Source organism: Maribacter chungangensis, assembly GCF_042676845.1.
Classification (GTDB): Bacteria; Bacteroidota; Bacteroidia; order Flavobacteriales; family Flavobacteriaceae; genus Maribacter; species Maribacter chungangensis.
This window is the reverse complement of sequence record NZ_JBHTHY010000003.1, coordinates 656,212-680,696: the sequence shown is the minus strand read 5'-3', so window position 1 is coordinate 680,696 and position 24,485 is coordinate 656,212. Positions and strand designations below refer to the sequence as shown.

23 protein-coding genes and 1 tRNA gene are annotated in these 24,485 nt (G+C 41.4%); 9 read left to right on the top strand and 15 right to left on the bottom strand.

The genetic code is table 11. The features are described from left to right. Window positions 1-18: 18 nt before the first annotated feature. Entirely contained in the window at window positions 19-597 is a 579-nt protein-coding gene (locus ACFQZJ_RS02905; protein ID WP_379932165.1) for a fasciclin domain-containing protein, read from the bottom strand. A 90-nt stretch (window positions 598-687) separates the two neighbouring features. Next, entirely contained in the window at window positions 688-1,191 is a 504-nt protein-coding gene (locus tag ACFQZJ_RS02900) for a c-type cytochrome (protein WP_379932164.1), read from the bottom strand. 208 nt (window positions 1,192-1,399) lie between these two features. On the opposite strand from ACFQZJ_RS02900, the gene ACFQZJ_RS02895 reads away from it, so the two are divergent. Continuing rightward, window positions 1,400-1,831 carry an RrF2 family transcriptional regulator gene (locus tag ACFQZJ_RS02895; protein ID WP_379932163.1) on the top strand — a complete coding sequence of 144 codons (432 nt, stop codon included), beginning with the start codon at window positions 1,400-1,402 and terminating at the stop codon, window positions 1,829-1,831. Window positions 1,832-1,948: 117 nt separating this feature from the next. Further along, the gene (locus ACFQZJ_RS02890) at window positions 1,949-2,257 is read left to right on the top strand and encodes a heavy metal-binding domain-containing protein (RefSeq protein WP_379932162.1); all 309 of its coding nucleotides are present in this window, start codon (window positions 1,949-1,951) and stop codon (window positions 2,255-2,257) included. A 225-nt stretch (window positions 2,258-2,482) separates the two neighbouring features. Here the strand turns inward: ACFQZJ_RS02890 and ACFQZJ_RS02885 are convergent, their stop codons facing one another. The 3 genes from ACFQZJ_RS02885 to ACFQZJ_RS02875 form a co-directional block, all read right to left on the bottom strand. Further along, a complete protein-coding gene (locus ACFQZJ_RS02885; RefSeq protein WP_379932160.1) occupies window positions 2,483-3,337 on the bottom strand; it encodes a hypothetical protein in 855 nt (284 codons plus the stop codon). 116 nt (window positions 3,338-3,453) lie between these two features. Further along, on the bottom strand, window positions 3,454-5,523 hold the full coding sequence (locus ACFQZJ_RS02880) for a TonB-dependent receptor (RefSeq protein WP_379932159.1): 2,070 nt from the start codon (window positions 5,521-5,523) through the stop codon (window positions 3,454-3,456). A 96-nt stretch (window positions 5,524-5,619) separates the two neighbouring features. Then, window positions 5,620-5,997: a hypothetical protein gene (locus ACFQZJ_RS02875; protein ID WP_379932157.1), complete on the bottom strand. Its 378-nt coding sequence runs from the start codon at window positions 5,995-5,997 to the stop codon at window positions 5,620-5,622. Window positions 5,998-6,461: 464 nt separating this feature from the next. Here ACFQZJ_RS02875 and ACFQZJ_RS02870 point away from each other — a divergent pair, with 464 nt between their 5' ends. Next, window positions 6,462-9,125, top strand: coding sequence for a M14 family zinc carboxypeptidase (locus ACFQZJ_RS02870; RefSeq protein ID WP_379932155.1), 2,664 nt, complete (start codon window positions 6,462-6,464; stop codon window positions 9,123-9,125). A 630-nt stretch (window positions 9,126-9,755) separates the two neighbouring features. On the opposite strand, the gene ACFQZJ_RS02865 is transcribed toward ACFQZJ_RS02870, so the two are convergent. Further along, a tRNA-Leu gene (locus ACFQZJ_RS02865) sits at window positions 9,756-9,837 on the bottom strand. A gap of 113 nt (window positions 9,838-9,950) precedes the next feature. On the opposite strand from ACFQZJ_RS02865, the gene ACFQZJ_RS02860 reads away from it, so the two are divergent. Further along, window positions 9,951-11,342, top strand: a complete 1,392-nt coding sequence (locus ACFQZJ_RS02860; protein WP_379932154.1) for a dipeptidase — start codon at window positions 9,951-9,953, stop codon at window positions 11,340-11,342. Between the two features lie 129 nt (window positions 11,343-11,471). Here ACFQZJ_RS02860 and ACFQZJ_RS02855 read toward each other — a convergent pair whose 3' ends face one another. Both ACFQZJ_RS02855 and ACFQZJ_RS02850 read right to left on the bottom strand, forming a co-directional pair. Further along, a complete protein-coding gene (locus tag ACFQZJ_RS02855; protein ID WP_379932153.1) occupies window positions 11,472-11,846 on the bottom strand; it encodes a response regulator in 375 nt (124 codons plus the stop codon). A gap of 299 nt (window positions 11,847-12,145) precedes the next feature. Then, entirely contained in the window at window positions 12,146-12,724 is a 579-nt protein-coding gene (locus ACFQZJ_RS02850) for a PhnA domain-containing protein (protein WP_379932152.1), read from the bottom strand. 311 nt (window positions 12,725-13,035) lie between these two features. Between ACFQZJ_RS02850 and ACFQZJ_RS02845 the strand changes: the two genes are divergently transcribed. The 3 genes from ACFQZJ_RS02845 to ACFQZJ_RS02835 all read left to right on the top strand — a co-directional run bounded on the left by ACFQZJ_RS02845 (window position 13,036) and on the right by ACFQZJ_RS02835 (window position 17,356). Next, window positions 13,036-13,401: a BlaI/MecI/CopY family transcriptional regulator gene (locus ACFQZJ_RS02845; protein WP_379933113.1), complete on the top strand. Its 366-nt coding sequence runs from the start codon at window positions 13,036-13,038 to the stop codon at window positions 13,399-13,401. Between the two features lie 2 nt (window positions 13,402-13,403). Then, window positions 13,404-15,962, top strand: coding sequence for a M56 family metallopeptidase (locus ACFQZJ_RS02840; protein ID WP_379932150.1), 2,559 nt, complete (start codon window positions 13,404-13,406; stop codon window positions 15,960-15,962). 290 nt (window positions 15,963-16,252) lie between these two features. Beyond that, window positions 16,253-17,356 carry a DUF4407 domain-containing protein gene (locus ACFQZJ_RS02835; protein ID WP_379932149.1) on the top strand — a complete coding sequence of 368 codons (1,104 nt, stop codon included), beginning with the start codon at window positions 16,253-16,255 and terminating at the stop codon, window positions 17,354-17,356. A gap of 475 nt (window positions 17,357-17,831) precedes the next feature. Here the strand turns inward: ACFQZJ_RS02835 and ACFQZJ_RS02830 are convergent, their stop codons facing one another. From ACFQZJ_RS02830 to ACFQZJ_RS02810, 5 genes are all read right to left on the bottom strand, one after another. Next, on the bottom strand, window positions 17,832-18,833 hold the full coding sequence (locus tag ACFQZJ_RS02830) for a metal-dependent hydrolase (protein WP_379932147.1): 1,002 nt from the start codon (window positions 18,831-18,833) through the stop codon (window positions 17,832-17,834). Window positions 18,834-19,216: 383 nt separating this feature from the next. Beyond that, a complete protein-coding gene (locus ACFQZJ_RS02825; RefSeq protein ID WP_379932145.1) occupies window positions 19,217-20,989 on the bottom strand; it encodes a MutS-related protein in 1,773 nt (590 codons plus the stop codon). A gap of 49 nt (window positions 20,990-21,038) precedes the next feature. After that, window positions 21,039-21,395: an MmcQ/YjbR family DNA-binding protein gene (locus ACFQZJ_RS02820; protein ID WP_379932143.1), complete on the bottom strand. Its 357-nt coding sequence runs from the start codon at window positions 21,393-21,395 to the stop codon at window positions 21,039-21,041. Continuing rightward, window positions 21,376-21,942 carry a GNAT family N-acetyltransferase gene (locus tag ACFQZJ_RS02815; RefSeq protein WP_379932142.1) on the bottom strand — a complete coding sequence of 189 codons (567 nt, stop codon included), beginning with the start codon at window positions 21,940-21,942 and terminating at the stop codon, window positions 21,376-21,378. Before ACFQZJ_RS02815 ends, ACFQZJ_RS02820 begins: the two co-directional genes overlap by 20 nt. Window positions 21,943-21,947: 5 nt before the next feature. Then, window positions 21,948-22,340 (bottom strand): Dabb family protein, encoded by a 393-nt coding sequence (locus ACFQZJ_RS02810; protein ID WP_379932140.1) that lies wholly within the window; start codon window positions 22,338-22,340, stop codon window positions 21,948-21,950. Between the two features lie 41 nt (window positions 22,341-22,381). Here ACFQZJ_RS02810 and ACFQZJ_RS02805 point away from each other — a divergent pair, with 41 nt between their 5' ends. Next, the gene (locus tag ACFQZJ_RS02805) at window positions 22,382-22,648 is read left to right on the top strand and encodes a hypothetical protein (protein ID WP_379932139.1); all 267 of its coding nucleotides are present in this window, start codon (window positions 22,382-22,384) and stop codon (window positions 22,646-22,648) included. Then, window positions 22,626-22,952 (top strand): type II toxin-antitoxin system RelE/ParE family toxin, encoded by a 327-nt coding sequence (locus ACFQZJ_RS02800; protein WP_379932137.1) that lies wholly within the window; start codon window positions 22,626-22,628, stop codon window positions 22,950-22,952. The genes ACFQZJ_RS02805 and ACFQZJ_RS02800 overlap by 23 nt, the downstream gene beginning before the upstream one ends. Before the next feature lie 87 nt (window positions 22,953-23,039). Here the strand turns inward: ACFQZJ_RS02800 and ACFQZJ_RS02795 are convergent, their stop codons facing one another. Both ACFQZJ_RS02795 and ACFQZJ_RS02790 read right to left on the bottom strand, forming a co-directional pair. Continuing rightward, window positions 23,040-23,663: a DUF4230 domain-containing protein gene (locus tag ACFQZJ_RS02795; RefSeq protein ID WP_379932135.1), complete on the bottom strand. Its 624-nt coding sequence runs from the start codon at window positions 23,661-23,663 to the stop codon at window positions 23,040-23,042. 25 nt (window positions 23,664-23,688) lie between these two features. After that, window positions 23,689-24,441: a cyclase family protein gene (locus ACFQZJ_RS02790; RefSeq protein WP_379932134.1), complete on the bottom strand. Its 753-nt coding sequence runs from the start codon at window positions 24,439-24,441 to the stop codon at window positions 23,689-23,691. Window positions 24,442-24,485 lie beyond the last annotated feature (44 nt).

The window sequence follows — 24,485 nt, the reverse complement described above, 5'->3', positions numbered from 1 at the left end:
TATTTCTATTGGTTTAATTTATTCCGAAGGAGGCAAGATTACTTTATCTACCACATAGACAGTACCATTGCCGGCATCTACACTGCCTATTATTTTGGCACCGCCCACATAGATATCCTCTCCTTTTACTTCCACTGTGGTACTCAGGTCACTTGCCTGTCCCAGTTTCTTTATTTTCTTCATCAGGTCCATGGTATAATTACCAGCGGTTACATGGTGCTTTAGTATATGTGCCAAGGCATCCTTGTTCTCAGGTTTCAACAAATTCTCAACCGTACCGGCCGGTAAGGCATCAAAAGCGGCATTGGTAGGCGCAAATACCATCAAAGGACCTGCATTTACCAAGGAATTCTCAAGTCCTGCAGCCTGTACCGCAGCCACCAAGGTGGTGTGGTCAGGTGAGCCAATAGCGATTTGTAACACATTGGGTCTTGATCCATCGTCTTCAATAAAGGCCTGACCTTTATTTTGAGCGTCCACAGCTTCTGTTGCCGCAGGCTCACTTGTAGTGTCGGTTTTGGTCTCGCCTTTACAACTGCAAATGAACAGCAGCATTAAGAACGATCCTACTAAAAATTTTAAATTGGTTGTTTTCATAATATATAGTTTACGTTAATAGCATTAAAAAGAAAGAGTTATATCAGAAAAAGTAAAATACTATCTAATTTACTATCTCTTCCTATCTTTTTATAAGGTTCTATAGTATTCCAATATAGACCGCACCTCGTCTACCGTTAGATTTTGGTTGGCCATTGCTGCACCATTAAACTCTATCAAAAGATCTTTCGCACATCTATCTTCCGAGGTCATCAACTGAGGGTCTAAAATCATGTTCATGATCCACTCCGGACTTCTTCTTTTCATAATACCTACAGGGGAAGGCCCAATAAAACGCTTGTCCAACTTATGACAGGCCGTACAATTGCTCTTAAAAAGTTCGGCACCCGCTGCCGCCATCTCTTGATCGATTACGGGATCCAAGGTAATTTCCTTTATTTGGCCTACACCTTTTTCATCCAGGGTAATTTGTTGGGAGGGAGGTATATCACTGACTGCGGGCGGGGTCTCTACCTTTTCCTTTGTTTTTTGACGGTCCACGCTAAACCCATCCTTCTTTTTTTCTTCTTTTCCTCCACATGCTATCAGCAAAAAGGAAAATAATATTCCTGAAATTAAAACCTTTGTATTCATCTGTTTCGTTTTTTATTGTTCTTACTGCACCCTTAAAATTGATTATTTGTTTTTTTTAATATTGATTTTAAAAATTGATGTATTTAAGGCATCGTTTTTTAAATACAGTTCAAAAATAGACAGGACTTAAAACAAAAAACATGATAAAAATCATATAAAGGACAAAAAAGTCTTTTAATCTTTATATTCGTAAAAAAATTGTTTTTCCATGCTTTCAAATTCCTCCAAATACGCCCTAAATGCGGTGTTATATCTGGCCGTACACTCATCGAACGAAAAAAAATTATTGGCAAAAGAAATTAGTAAGTCGACCGAAATTCCGCAGGCATACCTTTCAAAATTGATGCAGGAACTTACCAGACACAATCTTATCTCCTCTGTTAGGGGTCCAAATGGCGGTTTTTTTCTTACCGATGAAAACCGAAACGTATCGCTATTGGAAATCGTTACCCTAATCGATGGCGACAATAGGCTTACCTCCTGTATGCTGGGTCTGCACAAATGTGACGCCGATAACCCTTGCCCCATCCATCATTTTGTGGGCGACACTAAGACCAGTTTTGTAAAAAACTTAAAAAAAAATACCGTACAAGATCTCGTGGCCGACATTAAAGAAGGAAAGAGCTTTTTACATCTTTGAAATCGTTTCCCGGTTTCTTGATGTTACGTCAGCAGTTAAAAAATCTGCAAACACAACCTAGATATATCGGCTTTAGAATACTTGGTTTCTTTACTTTTACATCAAATATCATATCCTATGAAACTTAAAGCCTCCATACTCCTAGTAGCATGCACCTTTTTGTTGGGTCTCAGCGCTTGCAAGGACAAGACCAAAGAAAAGACCGAGGAAACCAAGACCCAAACACTGGCGGCAAACCAGTACCGGTGCCCCATGGATTGCGAAGACGGCAAAACATATACGCACACAGGAAGTTGTACCGTGTGCAACATGGACCTGAAACCCGTGTCCGACACCGCCGGCACAACCTGCTCCGTTCACCAAGACGGCAATTGCAGTTGTAATGGGTACGATTGTGCCTGTGAAAACTGCCCAGAGCATGGCTAGCAGCTGTTCTTTAATTTTTATAGAACATAGGTAACGCAAAAACGTTTACGGCGTACACAACACCCATTTCCCTGAAAAAAACTAACATTCAAACATTTAAAAGGCCACCCTTAAAGAGGGCGGCCTTTCTATAGAATTAAAAAATTGCTTTTATACCAGTTCTATTTTGAAGTAGGGCCTAAAAAAGAAACAATTTATCAGATGATTTTAAATAGGGAAATGGTATTAGAACTCTAGCTCAAAATAAAGACTGCTGCCCTCATTTTCATCCGTAACGTCCTCTCCTTTTAAAACTTCATCTGCCGCGCTCATCAGTTTTAGGTTTATTTTCCAATAGCCGGTCATGGTCAGGGAGAGTTTTCCCGTGTACATTCCCGTTGCGGCATCAAAGTTCAGATGTTCGTTATTGGGAGAGCTATGGTTGCCCATACCGGGCATTCTGGGGTCTATTAATATAGTGTAGTTCTCCACAAGCGGAAATTGCATCATATTCTTCATCGTAAAGACCATGGCAGAAAAATCATTGACCTTTACCTCGGGTTCTATGGGCATCATCGCTATGATATACCGTTTGTCATCGGCGCCCATAAAACTGGAAACCCGCTTTTTACCATCTGTAGGGGCATCTACCGCAACCCGCTCGGAGGCCTCATAGGTTTGCCCATTTATGGTATACTCAAAATTGAATTCCCAATACTCATCTGCATTTCCGGGCATTTGAAAAATACTGTACCCTTTGTACACCGATGCATCCTCGGTTTTCACAATGGCCGATTTTGGACAGGAGTGCATCATGGAAACCATGTGCATAACAGGGGTAAGTTTAATTTCGGCATTGGACACATAACTTGCAGTACCCTGATCCTTAATGCGGTAAAACAGTTCGTTATAACCGATAGTATATTGATTTTGTTCTGAATACACTTCTATTATATGATTATTGGCATCTATGGAGGTTAGCAGATTAAATTCCTCCAATGGGTTTTCGGTGATCGTAATCGGGTCGTCATTTTCATCGGTACATGAGGTAAAAACCATGGCTAAAAAAGCGATTGCGAATAGGAGTTTTATTGTTTTCATAATTGATAATTTAATTTATTTTCCCACCCTTGTAGGTAATTCATTCTTGGCAAAAGCGGGAATTTTGTATGTAGTATTAGATTTAATTTGACTGTTTTCTGTGATGTATTTTTAGCTCAATTGATGGCATAAGAAACCGTCGCAAAGACGTTCCTACCCATTCTTGGGATATTGTTCCAATCCGTATAGGTAGAATAGAATTCATCAAAAATGTTTTCTACCCCTGCCTTTACAAAGATGTTATCGTTGTTCCAGGTAAATGTTTTTCCTAGGGATAAGGAAAATACCATATAGGCGTCCGTGCGATCCTCTCCAAACTCCGGGTTAAAGTTCACCTGATCCGAAGCCGCTCTCATATTAAAAGCCCCCGTAAACCGCTGCTGGGTATACTGCAAGGTTGCGCTATAGGCAAGCGGACTTATAAACGGCAGGTTGCGACCGTCTTGGTCCGTACCCCGGTGATAGGAGACCAAGCCACTAAGTTGTAACTGTGGCGTAATATCGTACTCCCCGTCCAAAGAAACATTGTAAAGGTTGGCATACGCCAAGTTGTTGTAGATTTTTACGCCGTCCGCACCTATGGTCATTGTGCTTAAGCTAGGGTCTATCTCTCCGATGATAAAATTGCGGGTATGGAAGAAATTGCCTTCTAGCCCTAGTTTCAACTGCTGCACCGGAATTGCTATCTTGGCGTTCGCTTCCAGCGCCTGCTCGTTCCTTAAGTTGGGATCCCCAATGTAATCATGGTTATCAAAACTATTGAAGAGGTAAAACCCGAAGCCTTCCGAAACCGATGGCGCGCGGTCGCCAAAGGATAGTCCACCCCTAAAATCCATTTTATCCGTCTTTTTTTGGTACTGGGCGCCCACACTCTTTAGAAATCGTGTTTGTTGCTGCGCCAGTTCCGGATAGAAAATCCGTAGACTGTTGAACCCAAACTCGTCCCTAAGGTTAAAACCTTGTACTGCCAAACGTGTGGAGATCTTTATGGTACTTTCCTTCAATTTCCATACATCTTCCGCATATACACCGGTATTTATTGTGCGTACATCTGGCCAGGTAAGCATAAACATGGCATTTTCGTTGGGATTGTTGGGATACATGGTCATCTCCGCCAAGGAGCGGTTATAAAATCCGTCCAGTTTAAACAAAAAAGAATGGTTATCCTTTAGTAATCTTGCCTGCGTATAATAACCGTAGGTGTCGCTCCAACCGGGCATATCCATACGAATGGGCACATCCGGGCGTTGGCTATCGTCCATAATATGGGTAATGGAATTTGCGTACAACTTGGTTTCCCATTGGGTAAGGCCACCTATAAAATCATCCTGCACCCAACTCACCGAACCTATAAAGGCACGTGCCAGGGAAACATCCATAGGTAGGGCAGGATAGCCTACATCTACCGCTTCGTCAAAAATAAAACTGGCCAAAAGTTTTTGTCCGTCCGCAATTTTATAACCGGAATTCACGGATAGGTTGTATTTGGTAAACTGGGAAAAACCCACTTCTTGACCCCCACCCGCAAGGTAATTTTCTGCCTTACGGTAAATGATATCGGTATCCGCGTAAAAACGTTCTCCGGAATAATTGAGCTCCCCACCAATAATCTGGGCACTATTATTACTCTCAAAACCTGTTTCTATAGCGGTAACCCAACCCAGTGGCCTAAAATTGCTTTTCTCCAAACGCATATCGAGTGCACCACCAATTGTACTGCCATGTTCCGAGCCTTGCTGCCCACTGGCAACATGTACATCCGATACATTGGAAACATCTACATAAGAAGTTACAGGATCCATACGGTCCGTACAAGCACCAAAAATGCGCATCCCGTCAATGGTTATGGAAAGGCGCTCGGTAGTCATGTCGTTAAGTACGGGTTCCCATGCGTAAGCCCCCCTTTTTACCATGTTTACTTTTTTGGAAGACTCCAAATATTCGTCCAGCGTAGACAAGGGTTTATGGTGTGCCGCATGCTCTAGCGCCTTCTGATATGAAGAAATTACGATGACCTCGTTTAAATGGATAGGTAAAATTGAATCTTTAAAAAGCACCACTTCCTGCTCCTGTGCTGTTAGCGAGAACGTCAAAAGCACAGCGCAAAAAACAAAGAAAAGGCGGCAACGATACTTGTTTGGGGCGGGCATCAACAGACACCCTGTACCCGATATGAAGGTTTTCATTCGATTAGAGTTAAAACTGATTTAAAATATGTTCGGGGTACGGACTGCCACCGGTAATTGATACTACCGCGGTGAGAAAACCGTACAATACATAAATCAGCTTACCTCTGGTGGGTGGGCAATATCGGAACCGCAAAGCCTGATAACAAACTTTGGGGCCGTGTTGAAATTATCTTGTCTTTGAAGTGAATTTATTGATAAGAAGTGATGGTTTAGTAATGCCTCCACAAACACGACGTGCTGTATTTCGCTTTTGGCCTGGCGTTCGCTAAAGGGGTTTTCATCATTTTGACCGGTTTCCTGGGCCAACATTTGAGTCAGGTAGCACTTACCGTCGCAATTAAGTTCCGGCTCATCCTTGTTTTCACAAAGCACGTTTACGATATAATCGTAATTAACGATGTAATCCACTATGGGCCACAGGGGCTTTAGGAGCATCGTTACCGCTACAAAAAGGATTACCGTACTTTTCATAGGAGCAAATTTAAGACCGTTTTAAAACGGATAATATGACAAAAGTCATAAAGTTAAAATAAAAGACTTTTTTGTCCTTTAATCAGCCTTCGAACCCATTATGTCCGGAACTCAGAACTTCTACAAATAGTTTTTTGCCGTTTGGGAGCTAAATAGGAATTAATCAAATCAAAATCCATTAGCCCGACCGACACAAGAAAATACAAGACCTATCGATAACCTATAATTATCAACTCTTTACATATTTAGTATGAACAACCATTGAACTAACTCGCTATATTTGAGAGGACTAGAAATCACCAATAGTAAATACACTGGCTTAGATGTTATATCTATTGGGTTTTCATGTACTTTAGAAACCATTAACAACAGCTAAGAATCCAAGATAGGAACACCGAGTTTTCGGGTTTGGAAACACTTGGTTTAAAACACACCTAACAACCTCCAATTAAAAACGAAATACTATGGCAAGCAAGAAAAACAAGAAGTTCGTACGACCAGGAAGCATTTGTCCTATATTACTATTGTTCTGCTTTTTACTAGGAACCCATCTGCAAGCGCAGGTCATTCCTACTCCGGAATCCGTTTTTGGTCATGAGGTTGGCGCTACCTATCACTTGATCAATTATGAACAATCCATTGATTATTTTAAAAAGTTGACCGCAGCAAGTGACCGTATGGAAATGATGCACGTGGGGCATACCAGTGAAGGACGACCTTGGCATATTAGTGTTATTTCCACTCCCGAGAATTTAAAAAATTTAGACGCAATTAGGGAAAATACCATGCGAATAGCCCATCCTGAAGGGCTGAGCGAAAAAGACTTGCAGACAATAATAAAAGACCAGCCTGTAATCGTAGATATCAATGGAGGTCTGCATGCCGCCGAAATAGCGGGTTCACAGCATACTAACCAATTTGCCTACGAACTGTTGCGTATGGATCAGGATGAGTTCAATAGCTATTTTGACAAAACTGTTTTGGTCTTATGGCCAACCTTGAACCCGGATGGTCAGAACATTGTGGTGGACTGGTACAAAGAGATCAAGGACACGGATCACCCCACTGCGCCCCTGAACAAAGTGTATCAAAAATATGTAGGGCATGATAATAATAGGGACGGCTATATGCTGAATATGCAAGAATCGCGGGTTTTGGCGCATACATGGCGTAATTGGGAACCGGAGATCCTGCATGTGCACCATCAGCAGGGGCACGGCTCCGAGCGAACTGATTTTCACAGAATGTGGCTCCCCCCATTTGCTACTCCTGTTGGGGTGCATACGCCTCCCCGAATTTTGAGGCAGATGAATACCTTAGGGATGCAAATGGCGCAAGAATTGGAAACTAGGGGACTTAGAGGGGCAACACATATAGGGGAGATGTACGACGCTTACTATACCGGTTATAACGATTATATAAATATGTACCACAATTCCATAGCCTATTGGACAGAGGTAGACGGGGGTCAAAACCAATGGGCAGAACCGTATAACGTTCCACAGGAAAAAGTGCTGGAAAAATTAGGGTCGTTCCGTGCTCAAAACCTATTGGTAAGCCCATGGAAAGGTGGACAGTGGAATTTAAGCGATCAGGTAGCATATATGGTGACCGTAAATTACGGCGTATTAAAATATGCAAAGCACAACCGGGAAGACATTCTCTACAACCGCTATAAATCAGGTACGGAAACCATTGAGAACTATCCTGAATCATCACCAACAGCCTATATAATACCACAAGATCAAGAAGACCCGAACAATGCCATAACCATGCTGCGCAGATTGGCTTTTAACGGTGTAAAAATTCATCAACTTACCAAGGAAATGGCCATAGCAGGCACTTCTTATCCGAAAGGAACATGGGTAATTCCTACGAATCAAGAATTTGGAAATCTTGTCCCCGAAGTTCTTGGAATCCAGAACTATCCGCATATTATGCGGGGCGATGAACTTAAACTCCCTTACGATGTAGCGGGCTGGACACTCCCCTATTCTATGGGCGTTGCCGTGCAACCGGTAGCGAAGCCCCTAGCGGACGAGGTACTAAAAGCCTTGGAAGCCGTAAAAGGCGAGCCAACAACGTGGGACGAGAACAAAAAGGCAAAATTAACCGCCAATCCTGTCGCTGCCGGTATCGTTTATCCTGCCAGAGCCATGGAGGGTTCAGGATCTTCCTTAGCACTGGATCCAACTGTGAACAACTCCTATATCCTTATGAATCGCGCGCTAAAGAACAGGGGAAAAGTAATATATGATCAGACCGGTTATAATTCACGTTCCAAGGGAACCTATGTTGTTTCGGGCATCAACAAAAACACCCTGATGGCTTGGGCAAAGGAGTTGAACATATCCGGTAAATGGACGAATATAAAAAACGGTAAAAAGTTAAATCGACTCAAAATAGGGCTATACCAACCTTGGCACGGTAATTATTATGATGTGGGTTGGACGCAGTGGCTTTTGGAAGACCATGAATACGAGGTGGACCTACTTTACAATACGGATATTAAAGATGGTAAAACCATAAAAAAATACGATGTCGTAATCTTTCCCTCTATTGGACCTGCCAGAGGTGCCGGCGAGGACGCAGACAGTTTTATCTTGCACGGCAACTCCAAGGATGTAACGCTTGACAAATATGCCGGAGGAATTGAACAAGAAGGCCTTAATACATTAAAAACCTTTTTATCGGACGGTGGAAAATTGGTGTTCCTGAATGCCAGTGTGGAATTTGCGATTAAACATTTAAACCTTCCGGTAGAAGATGTGGTAAAAGGCAAGGAACGTAGTGAGTTCTTTGGTAGTGGATCATTGTTCAGAGCGGAAATAAATCAAGATAACGCTATGATGAGCGGTGTTTCCAAAGAAGCGGACATCTATTTTAACAACAGTCCGGTTTTTAAGACCAAAGAAGGTTTTGAAGGCAATGTTCTCGTGAGCTATCCGGAAACAGGAACTATTCTTAGATCAGGCTATCTCATGGGAGAAGATCATTTACGTGGCAACGCTGCCGCTTTGGAGGTAAAACAGGGAAAGGGCACCGTTGTCCTCTTCGGTTTTAGTCCGCAATGGCGTGGTCAGACATTTGCTACGTTTAAAATGCTGTTTAACACGCTACATCATTAATCCAAAACGGTGGGTTGGATAGGTTTAACCAACAGCACATAACTTACCAAGTTTTACCCTATTCTAACTTGTGGCAAATAGATAAACATTACCATTTACCATAGCGGTAGAACAAATGCCAAGGCTTTGAAGTTCTAAAAAATAGTTATGTACAAGGTTGTAGAGAGCTACCATTAAAATAACGGACAAGCTTCTCGTCCCTCCGCAACATGGAAATGTTGAAAATAGTCGCAAAAAAAAAGCCTCTCGTTTAAGAGAAGCTTTTCGTCTGTACAGGCGGAGAGACTTCCTCCAAAAAATGGCGGACAAGCTTCTCGTCCCTCCGCAACATGGAAATGTTGAAAATAGTCGCAAAAAAAAGCCTCTCGTTTAAGAGAAGCTTTTAGTCTGTACAGGCGGAGAGACTTCCTCCAAAAAATAACGGACAAGCTTCTCGTCCCTCCGCAACATGGAAATGTTGAACATAGTCTCAAAAAAAAAGCCTCTCGTTTAAGAGAAGCTTTTCGTCTGTACAGGCGGAGAGACTTCCTCCAAAAAAAGGCGGACAAGCTACTCGTCCCTCCGCAACACGGAAATGTTGAACATAGTCTCAAAAAAAAAGCCTCTCGTTTAAGAGAAGCTTTTCGTCTGTACAGGCGGAGAGACTCGAACTCTCACACCTTGCGGCACTAGATCCTAAGTCTAGCGTGTCTACCAATTCCACCACGCCTGCATATCCGTTCTAAAACGGGATGCAAATATAAAGTAAAAATTGAATTCTCTAAATTTTACGGCTTTAATTTTCTTTGTTTTTGTACTTTTAAGGCTTATTCAGAAGCTACATTAATGCAAAATATACCCGATTACATTGCCCAACACAAACAACGTTTCCTAAACGAACTTATAGCACTTTTAAAAATACCTTCCATAAGTGCCGATCCCGCTTTTTCAAAAGACGTGCTCAACACGGCCAAGGCGGTAAAAACAGCTTTGGAAACAGCAGGTTGCGACCTCGTAGAGATTCACGAAACGGCAGGCTACCCCATAGTTTATGGAGAAAAGATCATTAACACAAAACTTCCTACGGTTTTGGTCTACGGACACTACGACGTACAACCGCCCGATCCACTAGACCTGTGGAACTCGCCCCCGTTTGAACCGGTCATACAAAAAACGGAACTGCATCCGGAAGGTGCTATTTTCGCCAGGGGCGCCTGTGACGACAAAGGCCAGATGTACATGCACGTAAAAGCCATGGAACTCATGGTCAATACCCACCAGCTGCCGTGCAACGTGAAATTTATGGTCGAGGGCGAAGAAGAGGTGGGCAGTAACAACCTAGCTATCTATGTAGCCGAAAATAAAGAAAAACTGGCCAACGATATCATCTTGATTTCCGATACGGGAATGATCGCCAACGATGTACCGAGCATTACCACAGGTTTAAGGGGACTGAGCTATGTTGAAGTTGAAGTTACAGGACCGAACAGGGACCTGCACTCCGGACTATATGGCGGGGCCGTGGCCAATCCCATCAACATTTTAACGAAAATGATAGCCTCCTTACATGACGAGGACAACCACATCACCGTTCCCGGTTTTTATGATAAAGTGGAAGAACTCTCCACTGAAGAACGGGCCGAAATGGCCAAGGCGCCTTTCTCCCTAGCCGCCTATCAAAAAGCCTTGGATATTGAAGCGGTTTACGGCGAAAAGGGCTATTCTACCAATGAACGCAATTCCATACGCCCTACATTGGATGTAAACGGTATATGGGGCGGCTATACCGGCGAAGGGGCAAAAACGGTCATCGCAAGTAAGGCCTACGCCAAAATTTCCATGCGACTGGTACCCAACCAAGATTGGGAAGAAATTACCGAACTTTTTAAGACACATTTTGAAAGCATCGCCCCGAAAGGTGTAACCGTAAGGGTAACTCCGCACCATGGTGGTCAGGGCTATGTAACCCCAATAGACACTATTGGCTATAAAGCGGCGTCAAAAGCTTTTGAGACCACTTTTGGAAAAAAACCGATTCCACAACGTAGTGGCGGTAGTATTCCCATTGTATCGCTTTTTGAGCAGGAATTGGGCAGCAAGACCATTTTAATGGGCTTTGGTTTGGACAGTGATGCCATTCACTCGCCAAACGAACATTTTGGGGTATGGAACTACCTAAAAGGGATAGAGACCATTCCGTATTTTTATCAGTATTTTACGGAAATGAACAAAGGATAGGTCAATCGTTTTTGCTGGATAACAAACAACGGGAAACCAAAAAACAAATGGGATACCACTAGGTTGACCCCAAGAAGTATGCGACGCTAACAAACCAGCTTAAGGCATTACACCCTTTGGCGGTGCCTATTAAATTGCAATCCGTGCACGCTCAAAAAGACTGGAAACTACGGTAACCAGCTTGTTCAAATCTACCGGTTTGGCCAAATAATCGGCAATACCCAGTTCAAACCCCTTTTCCTTTATGGTAATATCCGTACTACCGGACATGATCAAAACGGGAACCTTGGATTTTCGTTTTACCCTTATATACTCCACTACCTCCACCCCGTTCATTTTGGGCATTTGGTAATCTACAATAACCAAATCTGGCTGAAATTGTTCAAATACTTTTACCCCTTCCAAACCATCGGAAGCGGTTTGTACCTCGTAACCGCGGTTCGTTAATATACGCTGAACGGAAAACGTGACTAAAAGCTGATCGTCTATGGTTAATATTTTCATGCTCTTACCAATTAAAGTTACAAAACGGCGTTTTACTTTTTTTACCAGCCGTTAAAATACAAGGCTAATCAACACTTATATTTTGTAAGTTTATTCTTACTTATAACTTGCAGAGCTAACGCTTTATTGTATCCGTTTATCGAAAACACATCAAGTACCTATTATTCAATTAAATAGACAGCTCAGGTTATTTATTATCCTACAATTTACACCAATCATTTTTGAAGTCTTACCCCTTAGCATACGCTTTTAAACCAAGTAATTATTGCTTTTTAACCGGTATTACCATAGCACCAACTTTATATCTTCTTCACGTATTTGGTGATAATCACCGTTTGCGTAGGACCTACTTTACCTTCAATATATTCCGCATTCTCCCGATCCACGGAAATTCTGCGCACCGCCGTACCTTGCTTTGCCACCTGGCTAGAACCTTTTATTTTTAGGTCCTTGATCAAAACAACGGAATCCCCATTTTGTAAGATAACACCGTTTACGTCCCTATGGATGATTTTTTCGCTTTCCAACAATCCCTCTCCCGTGGCTTTTGCCCACTCCAAGGTACCGTCGTCCAAATACATCATGTCCAATAAATCCTTTGGCCATCCTTCTCCCTTTAACCGCGATAACAATCTCCACACCACGGCTTTTACTGCATCGTGCTCACTCCACATACTATCGTTCAAACAACGCCAGTGGTTGGCATCCATGGGTTCCGTATCCTCTATTTGTGATCTACATGTTTCGCAGATTAAAACACTCCCATCCACACCTCCGGTAGATTTTGGAGGCACCTCATATACCTCTAAATCTGTACTTGCCGCACATAATTCACAAATTCCGCCACTTCTATCCCGTAACTGTTCCGCTACATCCATGTCTTTTTATTTAATGTTCTGCAAACTTAGCCTTTTCAAAAGACTTTATAATCCTTGGGCCTTACCCCGAAAAAGGGGTCGGGCTATCCATTAAAAGTACGCTTCGCCAAAAGAGGCGAATGCGGGCTTTCCCCCGAAGTCTCGGGGCTATCCCTAACGCTAAAATCATAATTCAAAGTTCATAGTAACCAACTCTTTAATAACACTGATCAGACTAAATGACCATGTAAATCCGAAACAAAAACTACTCTACATTTGTAGAATTAAAAATATTGCTCTATGTTTGTAGAACAAATAATCGAACGTACATGATGCAGCTATCAAAATCCGAGGAGGAATTAATGAATATTATCTGGAAGCTAAAAAAAGGCTTTATGAAGGATCTGCTAGAGGCGCACCCGGAACCAAAGCCCGCCACAACCACCGTGGCTACGCTACTTAAACGTATGGCGGACAAAGGTTTCGTAGGGTATAAAACAGCCGGAAGAAGTAGGGAGTACTATCCCTTGGTAAAAAAGAAGGACTATTTCGCAAAGCATGTAAACGGACTCATAAAAAACTTTTTTAACGACAGCCCTGGTCAGTTTGCCTCTTTCTTTACCCAAGAAACGAACCTGAGCAAAACCGAACTGGAGGAATTGAAAAAACTGATCGACAACGAAATTCAAAAGAAATAATCATGGGTATCTACCTGCTAAAATTTACGGCCTGTTTAGCCATTCTATACGTCTTCTACAAAGTATGCTTGGAAAATGAAAATATGCACACCTTTAAACGCGTGTACCTTTTGGCATCTTTAGCCGCCGCTTTGATCATCCCAATAGTCGTATTTACCGAGTATGTAGAAGTAACACCGGTCTCCAATATCCCAGCGGAGGACTATACCACATCCCAAAGAACAGCTAGCCCTGTGGGCGTACATACTGTATCGGAACATACTATTATAGATGTAGCACCTATACTATGGAGTGTTTATTTTATAGGAGTACTGTTCTTTGGGGTAAAGTTCCTAAAAAACCTTTATCAAATTCTTGGACGAATCCGTAATAATCCAAGGCAAAAGTGGAATCGATTTATCTATGTACTCTTAAAAGATCCATTGCCTCCGCATACCTTTCTGAGCTATATTTTCCTAAATAGGCAAAAGTTCGAAGCAAATGAAATCCCAGAGGAAGTATTGGTTCACGAGGAAGCGCATGCATTTCAGAAACACAGTTACGACATTTTATTTGTTGAGTTTTTACAAGTCATATTCTGGATAAACCCTTTTATCTTCCTCATCAAAAAAGCGATAAAGCTCAACCATGAGTTTTTAGCCGACGAAGCGGTGCTTCACAAAAATATTTCAACAGTCGCCTATCAAAATACCTTGCTTTCCTTCCTTTCAAAGGATAGCGAAAACCAACATCCATCACCTTTAGTGAATCCCATCAATTACTCATCCTATTCATCAATCAAAAAACGATTTAACATCATGAAAACACGAACATCAAAACCTGCAATCTTACTGCGAAGTCTGTTACTACTACCTCTCGGAACCCTACTGCTGTTTGGCTTTAGCACAACCAAGAAAATAACCAAAACTTCCACCGAAAACCCACCCCAAATTAATCGATCGTTCCAAAATAGTAGTACCACGATCACCGATCTTAATTTTTTAATAACAGCCAACGGCACTCTAACCTTGAACGAAAAGGTAATATCCGTAGAAAATATTCAACTAAGTATAAATGAACTAAATCCTAACCTTACGAAAGAACAAAATACCAAATACGTAAACGCATCTATTTTAACTGAAACAGACAACCAACAAGAACTTGTTTCAAGAATTACAAACGAATTATTAAAGTCAAATATTTACAGTCTGTCTATTTCAAACATAAACACCTTAAAAGCACTAAATATTTATAAAAAATCTAATAGCAGCCGGTATCATGGTAAAACCCTAGAAGAAGCCAAATTGATTTATCAAGAACAAGAAACCAACCCAACCAAAATTGATACAATTAGTCTCCCGTCAGGATGGAAGATATCAATGAATGCTGTGCCATTAAAAGAGATGAAATCAAGCTTTAATTCAACACTTAAGGAAGCTATACTCACAACAAACACATTTCAAGATAAGACAACTATTAAAGAACTAATCCTGAATATTGATGAAAACGGACAATTATTTCTACAAAATGATAAGATACCAGTGGAGGACTTGCAGCAATCCCTGTCCAAAATCAACCCACATCTTACCAAACAAGAAAGACAACAAATGGTACGTGCCGTGGTGTTTGCCCCTTTAGGAACGCCACAAAAAGTAATAGACCGGATAGATGCCGCATTCATGGAATATGGCGTGGCAACGATAAACATAGTAGGTCCGGAAATGGAAATAAAAATAACGGGGCCACTAGCCACTCCTGAACAAGTAGCGGAATACAACAAACTGGCCAAGCACTATAACCGCATGCCACGTAACAAGATGAAAATCTATAAAAAAGACGTAGCGCGACTAGAATACTTATTCTCAAAAATGTCTGACGAGCAAAAGTCCAACGCCGAACCTTTTCCGGATTTTCCGGAACCGCCACCTGCACCAAAGGCACCAAACGGTTTAAGCGAAAGAGAGGAAGCTGCACATACGATTCAAAAAATCATTGAAGAGCAAGATCCGTATGATGTCGTAAACACGGGAATCAGAATAAATACCAAAGGTAAAAAAGTAGTTTTTCCAGAAAATACACATGTATACATCCGCAACAGTCGAAGTAGTCCTAAAACTCCTTCAGGACTTGTAGACCATTTAGCCAGTGATGACCTAAAAAATGCCCAATTCTATTTTGAAGGGGAAAAAATTTCATCAAAAAAAGGCTTGGAACTCATTAAAAACAAAAAAGACATCAAGATCGAAACCCTGCCTTATAAAAACAAACAACCTGAGGTACGTATTTATAAATCGGAAAGTAAAGGAACTATTCCACCACCGCCAAGCGCGCCAAAAGTTGTAAAAAGAAAGCTTAGCGATAGTCCACCGCCACCCTTACCACCAAAACCGATATCTCCCTTAGACCATGTCATTGCCATGGCCAAAAAAGATGCGCAATTTCTGTATGAAGGCAAAGAAATTAGTTCCGATAAAGCCATAAAACTTCTTAAAAACAATAAAGATTTGAATATAGACAGCAGGGCAAGCAAAGGAAAACGACCTGTGGTAAAAATATCTGCTTCACCTATTGAAATAGAATGAATGTCTTTCGAAGGCCCCGTTCGGGCACCGAAGGATTCCTAATAAAATATAAGCCCAAGGAAATAAATTGTTTCGGCAACTTAAAACAACAGGTGATTTCAAGATATGCCGCCTTCTAGCAAGGACAGGTAATCCTGAACCAATGCAACTCGCAAAAAACATCATTTTACGAGTTCAAGTGTAACAATATCCTAGAAATAGCGTTCTAACAGGTAAGTCAATCATCAATACTGGACTTAATAGGCATTAATACTGAAACAAGTTCAGCATCAATCAAAAAACGAATTACCATGTTACAACGCTTTTTTATTCTCTGTTCGGGAGCGGATTCCGAGCTCTTAGCAACCTGTTCCAAAGGGGAACGGAACAAATATGCCGGTATTGGTGCAACGGTATTCTTTACCGCCGTTATGGCCTTTATTGCCAGTAGTTATGCGCTTTTTACGGTTTTCGACAACGTATATACCGCTGTTTTCTTTGGTGTTATTTGGGGCCTTCTTATCTTTAACCTGGATCGTTTTATCGTCTCTACCATTAAAAAGAGGGACAGTTTTAAAAACGAACTCCTACAGGCGGCACCGCGTATAGTGTTAGCCATTATCATTGCCATAGTCATTTCCAAACCGCTGGAAATGAAAATATTTGAAAAGGAAATCAACCAAGTATTATTAGAACAAAAAAATGAGCTCACCCTTGCCAATAAAGAACAATTGGCCTTACAATACACACCAAAAGTTGATGCGCTAAATGAAAAAATAAGTGCGCTAAAAGATGAGGTAGATACCAAGGAAACGGAAACCAACGCGCTATATGACACCTACATTTCCGAGGCGGAAGGAACGGCTGGCACTAAACTCCTTGGAAAAGGTCCGGTGTACGCAGAAAAACGAGAAAAACACGATGCGGCATTGGCAGAGCTGCAAGCTTTAAAATTGGCCAACAAGGAGAAAATAGCTGACCTAGAGACACAAATTGCAACTTTAGATGCGGAATATGCCCGGGTCGTGGATACCTCCCAACCTATTATAGATGGTTATGACGGACTCATGGCACGCATCACCGCTTTGGATGCTCTGCCGTGGCTACCTTCCTTCTTCATTTTTCTGCTGTTCCTGGCCATTGAAACCTCGCCCATTATTGCCAAGCTTTTGGCTCCAAAAGGGGAATATGACATTAAATTGGAAGAAGCAGAAAGCATTTTGGCCTCTTGGGTCGCTCAAAAAATGGCGCAACGAGCGCTTATTACAACAACCGATAGGGAGATGAACCAGCAAATCTATGAAGATTTAAAGGGCGAGGAAGAGCTCTACGGGTACAAAAAGAAAAAGGCTGCCGAACTGTTACGCCTACAGGCAGATACATTCCATGACATTCAAGTAAAGGGATTAGAATAAGTTATTGGGTTATTAGGTTATAGGGTTACTGTGTTATTGGGCTATTGGGTTATTGGGTTATTGGGTTATTGGGTTATTGGGTTATTGGGTTATTGGCAAACTAAAAAAGCCGATACGAATACCGGCCTTTACAATAGATTCGGGGGAACTATCTTTACATCATGCAACTACCCTCACGGTGCTATTGGGGTAAGTGTGCTTAGTATTATTTCTTTTGAGGTGATGCTTACATCACATATCTGATATACTTTTTTAGAACCACTTGTTTGTAAATATCCTAAGTGCCTTTTGGTTTTTTTGAGTTTATTAGTCATCATCTTGCTTTGATTTTTAAGCAAAGTTACCCTGTTAACCATGGTAAAATGGACAAGATTCGATAAAGCTATAAAGTACCGTAGACGAAAGGTAATAAAGTATAGATGAGTCAATTGGTGTATGAATTGGTTTCGATAGACACAAATGAAGATAGCCTAAACTAATTCCCCCAAATTCTGTCCCACAAGAGGGACAACAGCCGTTGGGCATCTCTTCTGAACTTTGGTTTTTCGGTCACCGTTACATTCCCGTCCTTTTTCTGCAAGAGATAACTAAAGGCCCATTCTTCCTCGGTCGGGTCCAGGCTTATTAATCCAAAACGGAGATCGTTAAAATACAGTTCATCCTCCTTCTTGGTGATGGTGTACCAGCCCTCGGCAATATTTATGAGCCGTTTAATTTTATCCTCTTCCCTTAACTCCCCTAAATACGAATGATTTTTAGGGTAGGATCGAAAACTGATCTCTTGACTATCAAAAAAGGAATAATTCCCTATCAGATAGGCGTCCTTAGTGTCAATATTTGCCGTCCATAAAATCGTATTCATAGGGGATGGTCGTATGTTGATGTCGGTATAGACGATTCCTTGTGCATCCAAACTGTTGGTAAAAGCACGATAGGCCACCGCTTTCAATACCAAGGTCAATGCCAAATACGATGTACTAATGGTGAGCCCCAAGCGATTGAACCTACTCCGCTTTGCCAGTGTTCTCCTTTGAAATGCCGCTAAAATCAAGAAAAATAAAAAAGGAAGCGTGTACAAAGGGTCTATGACGAATATATTTTGAAATGCCAACCGCAGATCAAAAGGCCAAAACAACTGTGTGCCCCAGGTAGTAAAGGCATCCAAGATAGGATGCGTAAAAAGTCCCCAAAAGAAAAGCCAGGACCAATCGCGCCACGTGGCCTTTGCGCTATGATGAATTTTCCACACCAACCAACCGAACACCGGTGACATCAGTATCGCAAAAAAGACGGAATGGCTAAACCCACGGTGAATTTCCGTTGCCGTCACCGTATCGGTAAAATACCTGGCAATGATATCCAAATCAGGGATGGTACCCGCAATAGCGCCATAGACCATGGCCTTATTACCGACTTTCCTTCCCAAAACAGCCTCGCCTACCGCCGCGCCTAAAACTATTTGTGTTAATGAATCCATAAGCCCCCTAGCCCCTAAAAGGGGAATTAATTATTTAAGTTCAAGTTCAAAAACAAATGCAAAAATGAAGCTGCTGGTTATCAATTCAAACTAATCATGACAACAAAGTTTGTATGGGATAGTACTTTTTTACCTGAAACAACAGAAACTAGTAACATTATTTCTACATTCTAAAACTACCCTATACCAATTATTTTACCGTCGCAAAAACCTTTTTTCCTATACTTCAACTCAAGTTTTGCTCCTCGCAAAAACGTCTTTAGTAAGCGCACTTTGTACTTTTGCACTTCTTTACTTTTCACTTCTTACTTCTTACTATCTTTTTTTCCACCCCCTAAAAACTACCCTCCAACAACTACACGCTAACAACTAACCTCTACCCTCTATTCAACTATCTCCATCTTCTTCAACAGGAAGGATGCATTCATATTCTGACAAATACCTTCCTTGAATTTATAATCAAAATGCAGTTCATTAGCTATGATCTCTGCATCAAAATAGTGGTTTTGTACTTGGGGCAGTTCTTTTGCCACCTCACAAAGACTTAGATCGTGGGTAGCTATGATTCCTGTGGCTTTGGAGCCTACCAAACGTTCCACGAATTTACGGGAACCCTTGGCCTTATCGGTACTATTGGTTCCTTTTAATATCTCGTCCAACACAATAAAATAACGATCGTGCTGAATTTCGTCTACAATGAACTTTAAACGTTTTAATTCTGAAAAGAAGTAGGATTCATCGTCCGTCAAGGAATCGGTGGTACGCATACTGGTTATCAGCTTTATGGGGACATAGGTTACCGACGTAGCACAGACTGGCAAGCCTACATTTGCCATCACGATCTGCAGGGATACCGTTCGTAAAAAGGTACTCTTGCCGGCCATGTTGGCACCTGTGATAATAAAGAATTCCTGGTTTTTTATTTCAAAATCGTTCAATACGCTCTTTTTGGGGTCTAAAAGGGGGTGCCCTGCGTTTTTGGACTTCAAGGCAGTTCCTTCTTCAACTATAATTGGAAATGTGTACGTTGGATGATTAAAAACATAATTTCCCAAACTGTTCCGGGCATCGAAAAAAGCAATGATATCGAACCACTTTTCTACAGATGCACCATGGTTTGCAATCCACTTTTCAATTTTTAGACTTGTGGCCAAACTGGCTAGGAACAATCCGTTTCCGAAAATAAGATAGACTACATTATTGTTCTGATCCAATTTGGACAAGAGCTTGGAGAAATCGTGCAAGACCAAGGATGTTTTTCTTCCCTGACTCAAAATTTGTTCTTTTTTGGCCCGTAATACATCGCATGTAAACTCCTTTTCCTCTATAAGTTTTAACAACTGATTGTATTGCTGAAAGGTAGATTGAATTTGACCTGTGGCCGCCCCCAACCTACTCACTTTCTTGGCAAAAAATCCTGAAATCAAGAGCCCAAAAAAGAGCCAATACACAAGCATGGATTCCGAAACGATACCCATAAAGTACAGCACTACAAAAAGCACGGAAAATCCGCCAAAGACCCATGGAAGATACCGCATTGCCTTAGGCATAAAAGCGGTATACGATCGTAACCAAGATACGATGGCACTTGTAGCCGTCTCGGCTTTTGCCAAGGCAGCGGTTGCCGAAAAATCCTGTCGCCATTCCGGATACTTGGCCAATTCCGCGATACTATCCTGCTTTTGTACTATATTATTTATCTTGTTCTCCGTAAGTAGTGCCGCCAAGGCATCACTTCCCTGTGGTAAGGCCGTTCTATTGATATACTGATAAAAAGAGCCCTTACCGAAAAGGTCAATATCCTGACTATAAAAATGTAAGGGGTCTTTGTACGATTCACCGTCGGGCAAGTCGTGAAAATCACGTTCTAACACCCGCAATTCTATTTCGTTGATACGAATGAGCTCCTTGACCTTGTCCCGTTTCTTTTGCAGATCTGTATGACGGGACACCAAGTACAAGAAGGCCACCACAGCAGCCAATACGGTTGCCGCAACCCATTTGGTATTGCCGTACAAGAGGTAGACCCCGAAAACAGCCAACAAAAACACGGACAAACGCACCATGCTGGAGGCGAACAATTGCTTTTTTAACTTGGAAAGCTCGGTACTATATTTTTGTATTTGAGATTGATAAAAAGAAGCGGCATCCTGCATTATAGCGATACGGTTTTGCAATTAAAGCGCAAAGATATGGATAAGGGACTTAAGGGAGCGCATCCAGTTCCGCCTTCAGCTTTTTTGTGAATTTGGATACCACCAGATCATAGGAATGGTCTATGAGTTCTTTGGTCAGTTCAGGGTTTAAACGTTCTATATAAACGGTATTCCAATGCACTTTGCTCATGTGCCAGCCTTCAATTATGTCCTCATGTTCCTCACGAAGCTGCACGGCTCTCTCGGGATCACATTTTAAGTTTATTTGTGTTGGTGTCCGTTCCAGACCGCACAAGGCGAACATCTTACCCATCACCTTAAAAACCAAAGTGACGGCATCAAAAGGAAATTCTTCGGTGATCCCTTTTTTACCAAGGCAATAGTCCCTAAATTCTTCGACGTTCATATCGTTCCAATTTTGTAAGGATGCACTCTTCTAAAATTCGGAGACTATCCCAAACATATCTGATCTTCCAAAATTCGGCGTCCCCAATATCATCGTCCTTTATAGGCTCTTCTCTCCTACCTTTTAACGTATCATAAAAATTAATCGCCTCTTCGTTGGTATCCAACACCCATAAATAGAGTTTATCCGTCGCATTACGCTGCCTAATTTCCTGGATAAGCTTTTGTATTAATACCGTTCCCAATCCCCTTCTTTTTGCCTTTGTGCTTACATGCAGATTATCTAAATAGGTACCATAATACGTACTCTGATCTATATAGGCACAACAAAAACCAAGGAGCGTTCCCTCTTCCTCCGCTAAAACTATATATTGATGTTCTGACGGATGCAAAAAACGTTCTTTCCAAACCGCTAGACGCTCACGGTGCACTTTATTATCCAAAAAATCATCGCTGAAGGTGCCCCTGTAGTTTTCTTGCCAGCTGTTTGCGTGCAATTCCGCAATCTTCCTGTAATCGCCTTCAACAGGAGTTCTAAAGCAAATCATTTACATCAAATTGATGTAGAATCATAGACAATAACCTTTGTCCATAATCCGCTGGACTCCTCCACAAATTTTTTATGCGGGGCTTCATCTTGGTACAGCTGCTGTGCCTCGGCAGATTCAAACGTAACGATGAGGGAATAGGTAAACGAACCATCTACCACATCCCTGCTAGCCTTGGGCGGTCTGCCAATAAACTGTGTTTTTGCATAGGCCGAATTGTCCAAAAAGGTACGTAAGGAGGTTTCAAAGGCTTTTCTGTCTGCCGGACTATCGGGATTCTTTAACCAGAAATATACGGTATGTGCAAAATTGGAATCAAATTCGTTCATGGTTTCGTTTGTTTGGCCTATTGCCGTTCCTATCGTCATTAAAAATACTAAAGTTATAATTGCTTTCATTTATTGTTTTTTCATGATTACATCCCCTCCTTCGAGAAATTATGCTCAACATACGAATTTTCAGTAACTTTGAGTTAAAGAATAAAGATATGGATATCAAAGCATCAAAAATAGAACTTGTTAAAATGATATTGAATATCAATAACGATACAGTTATTAAGAAGGTCTTAGACTTCGTCACTAATGAGAAATCCGACTTTTGGAATGAATTGACTGAATCTGAACAGGTAGAAATCCAAAAAGGAATAGCGCAACTAGATCAAGGAAAACGAATGCTATATAAAGATGTGCTCAAAACTATATCTTAATGGACGTTTTTTATCCGAAAGTGCAGCATACAAACTAAAAAAACTTACCGAATATTTATTGGACGAATGGGGCTATAAAGTCAAAAAAGATTTTTTAACAAAATTCACCTCAAAAATAGAACATATCTCTGTACACCCTGTGAGTTGCCAAAAGTCAATACAATTTGGTGGTATATATAAATGTGTAGTTACAAAACAGACAACATTTTTCTACCGTGTGAATTTTGCACAGAAAGAAATTGAAATTATCACGCTCTTTGATACTCGGCAAGACCCTGATAAATTGTTGCAACAACTAGGATAAAAACTTGTAAATGGCCGAAATTTGAAGTTAGTTTACTTGAAGTGTTTAAAAAAAACACCGACCTGATACCATATTTCCTTTTACAAACTAACCTTCAATCTTTTTCTTTTGCTCTTCCGTAATATTCAAGGCCGTATAATCCAATTTCCAACCAATGGTCTCCACAATTTGTTCTATGAGCAAAACGGTCTGCAGGGCTTCTTTCCGTGCCGTATCCATAAGGCCGCTTTCCGGAATTTTCTCCAGAATATGCTTTTTCGCCTCTTGGTTCAATGTCGTTAGGTCATTTGGGGTAAAGGTGTTGAACATACCGTTCTTTATATCGTAAAAATCCAGTTCCGGTTGTATGGACAGCACTTCGGGCTGAGGAAAACTGGTGAGTACAATTTTCTTATTTCCATCATCGGCATGCATCAGTATTTTTTGAAGATCGTAACCGATCTGGGCCTTGGCCTTTATAACGATGAGCGCTTTTTTCTTACTACTGACCAAACTTAGAAAACGCTCTTTGGTATTCTCGTATTTATAAATTTCGGCAAAATCGCCCTCTACCGAAATCAATTTACAGACGGTCTTTATCTTTTCCAACAATACGGTAGACTGGTGGTTGGTAAGTTCCTTACTCTTTTTTTTCCTGAAAAAAGAAAACAGCCAATACATGATGATGCCCCCTAAGATGAGGCCAAGAAACAGTTCTAACATACTATCCATTTGGTAAAGTTACTAAGAAAGTACATTATTCATTTTTTATTTTATACAGCACGGGCCTACTGGGACTGGCATCGTTCTGAAAAGGTGCCACTTGTAGATTCAAAAAATAGCGGCCATCTTCAATGGCATTGGGCACATAAATGAATTCGGTTATCGTTGCTTCTTTCCTGACAGCGGCGTCCACCCCCCAAAATGCCTTATGGGCCAACAAGGCTCCACCGTCCTTTTCCTTATCTACCGAAGGCAAATCTATCAGCAAATGCTGCACGCCTAGGTCTACTAAAAATTGTGCTGCCTCTTCGAGCAAATATGGGGGATTCGTATGGGCGTACTGTCTCGATTTTTTTGACTCCGTATTGGGCAAGGTGCGAATGACCAAGGCCTCCATCGTATTGTCGCCAATAGCATTTTGCAATTGCTTTTTAGTAATCACAAAATCGTCTCCCAACTTGCCCGGCGCAATGGTAACCAATTGGGCAAAAAAGAAAAAACGGTGTAAACTATCGTTAACAGAGGCGAACTCCCGAGTAATATGACCTACACATTCCGTATGCGTGCCATGCGCATGCGGATTAAACCAGATATCGTTGAAATTGGTACTGGCGCCTTTTTCTATACTGCCCACAAAATCGCCATCCGTATGCGGTAAAATACGTGGATGTTCCACGTACCAGGCGTTTACATTTGTTGCATTGCCCCGCAAGGGCATGGAGATGTCCAAGGGTTTGGCCAGGTTGATTTGGTATTCGTTTTTCTTATGTTTTATGATTGCCTTCATAATACTTGGTCTAATTCAAATTTACTTTATTTTTCATCAAGCAA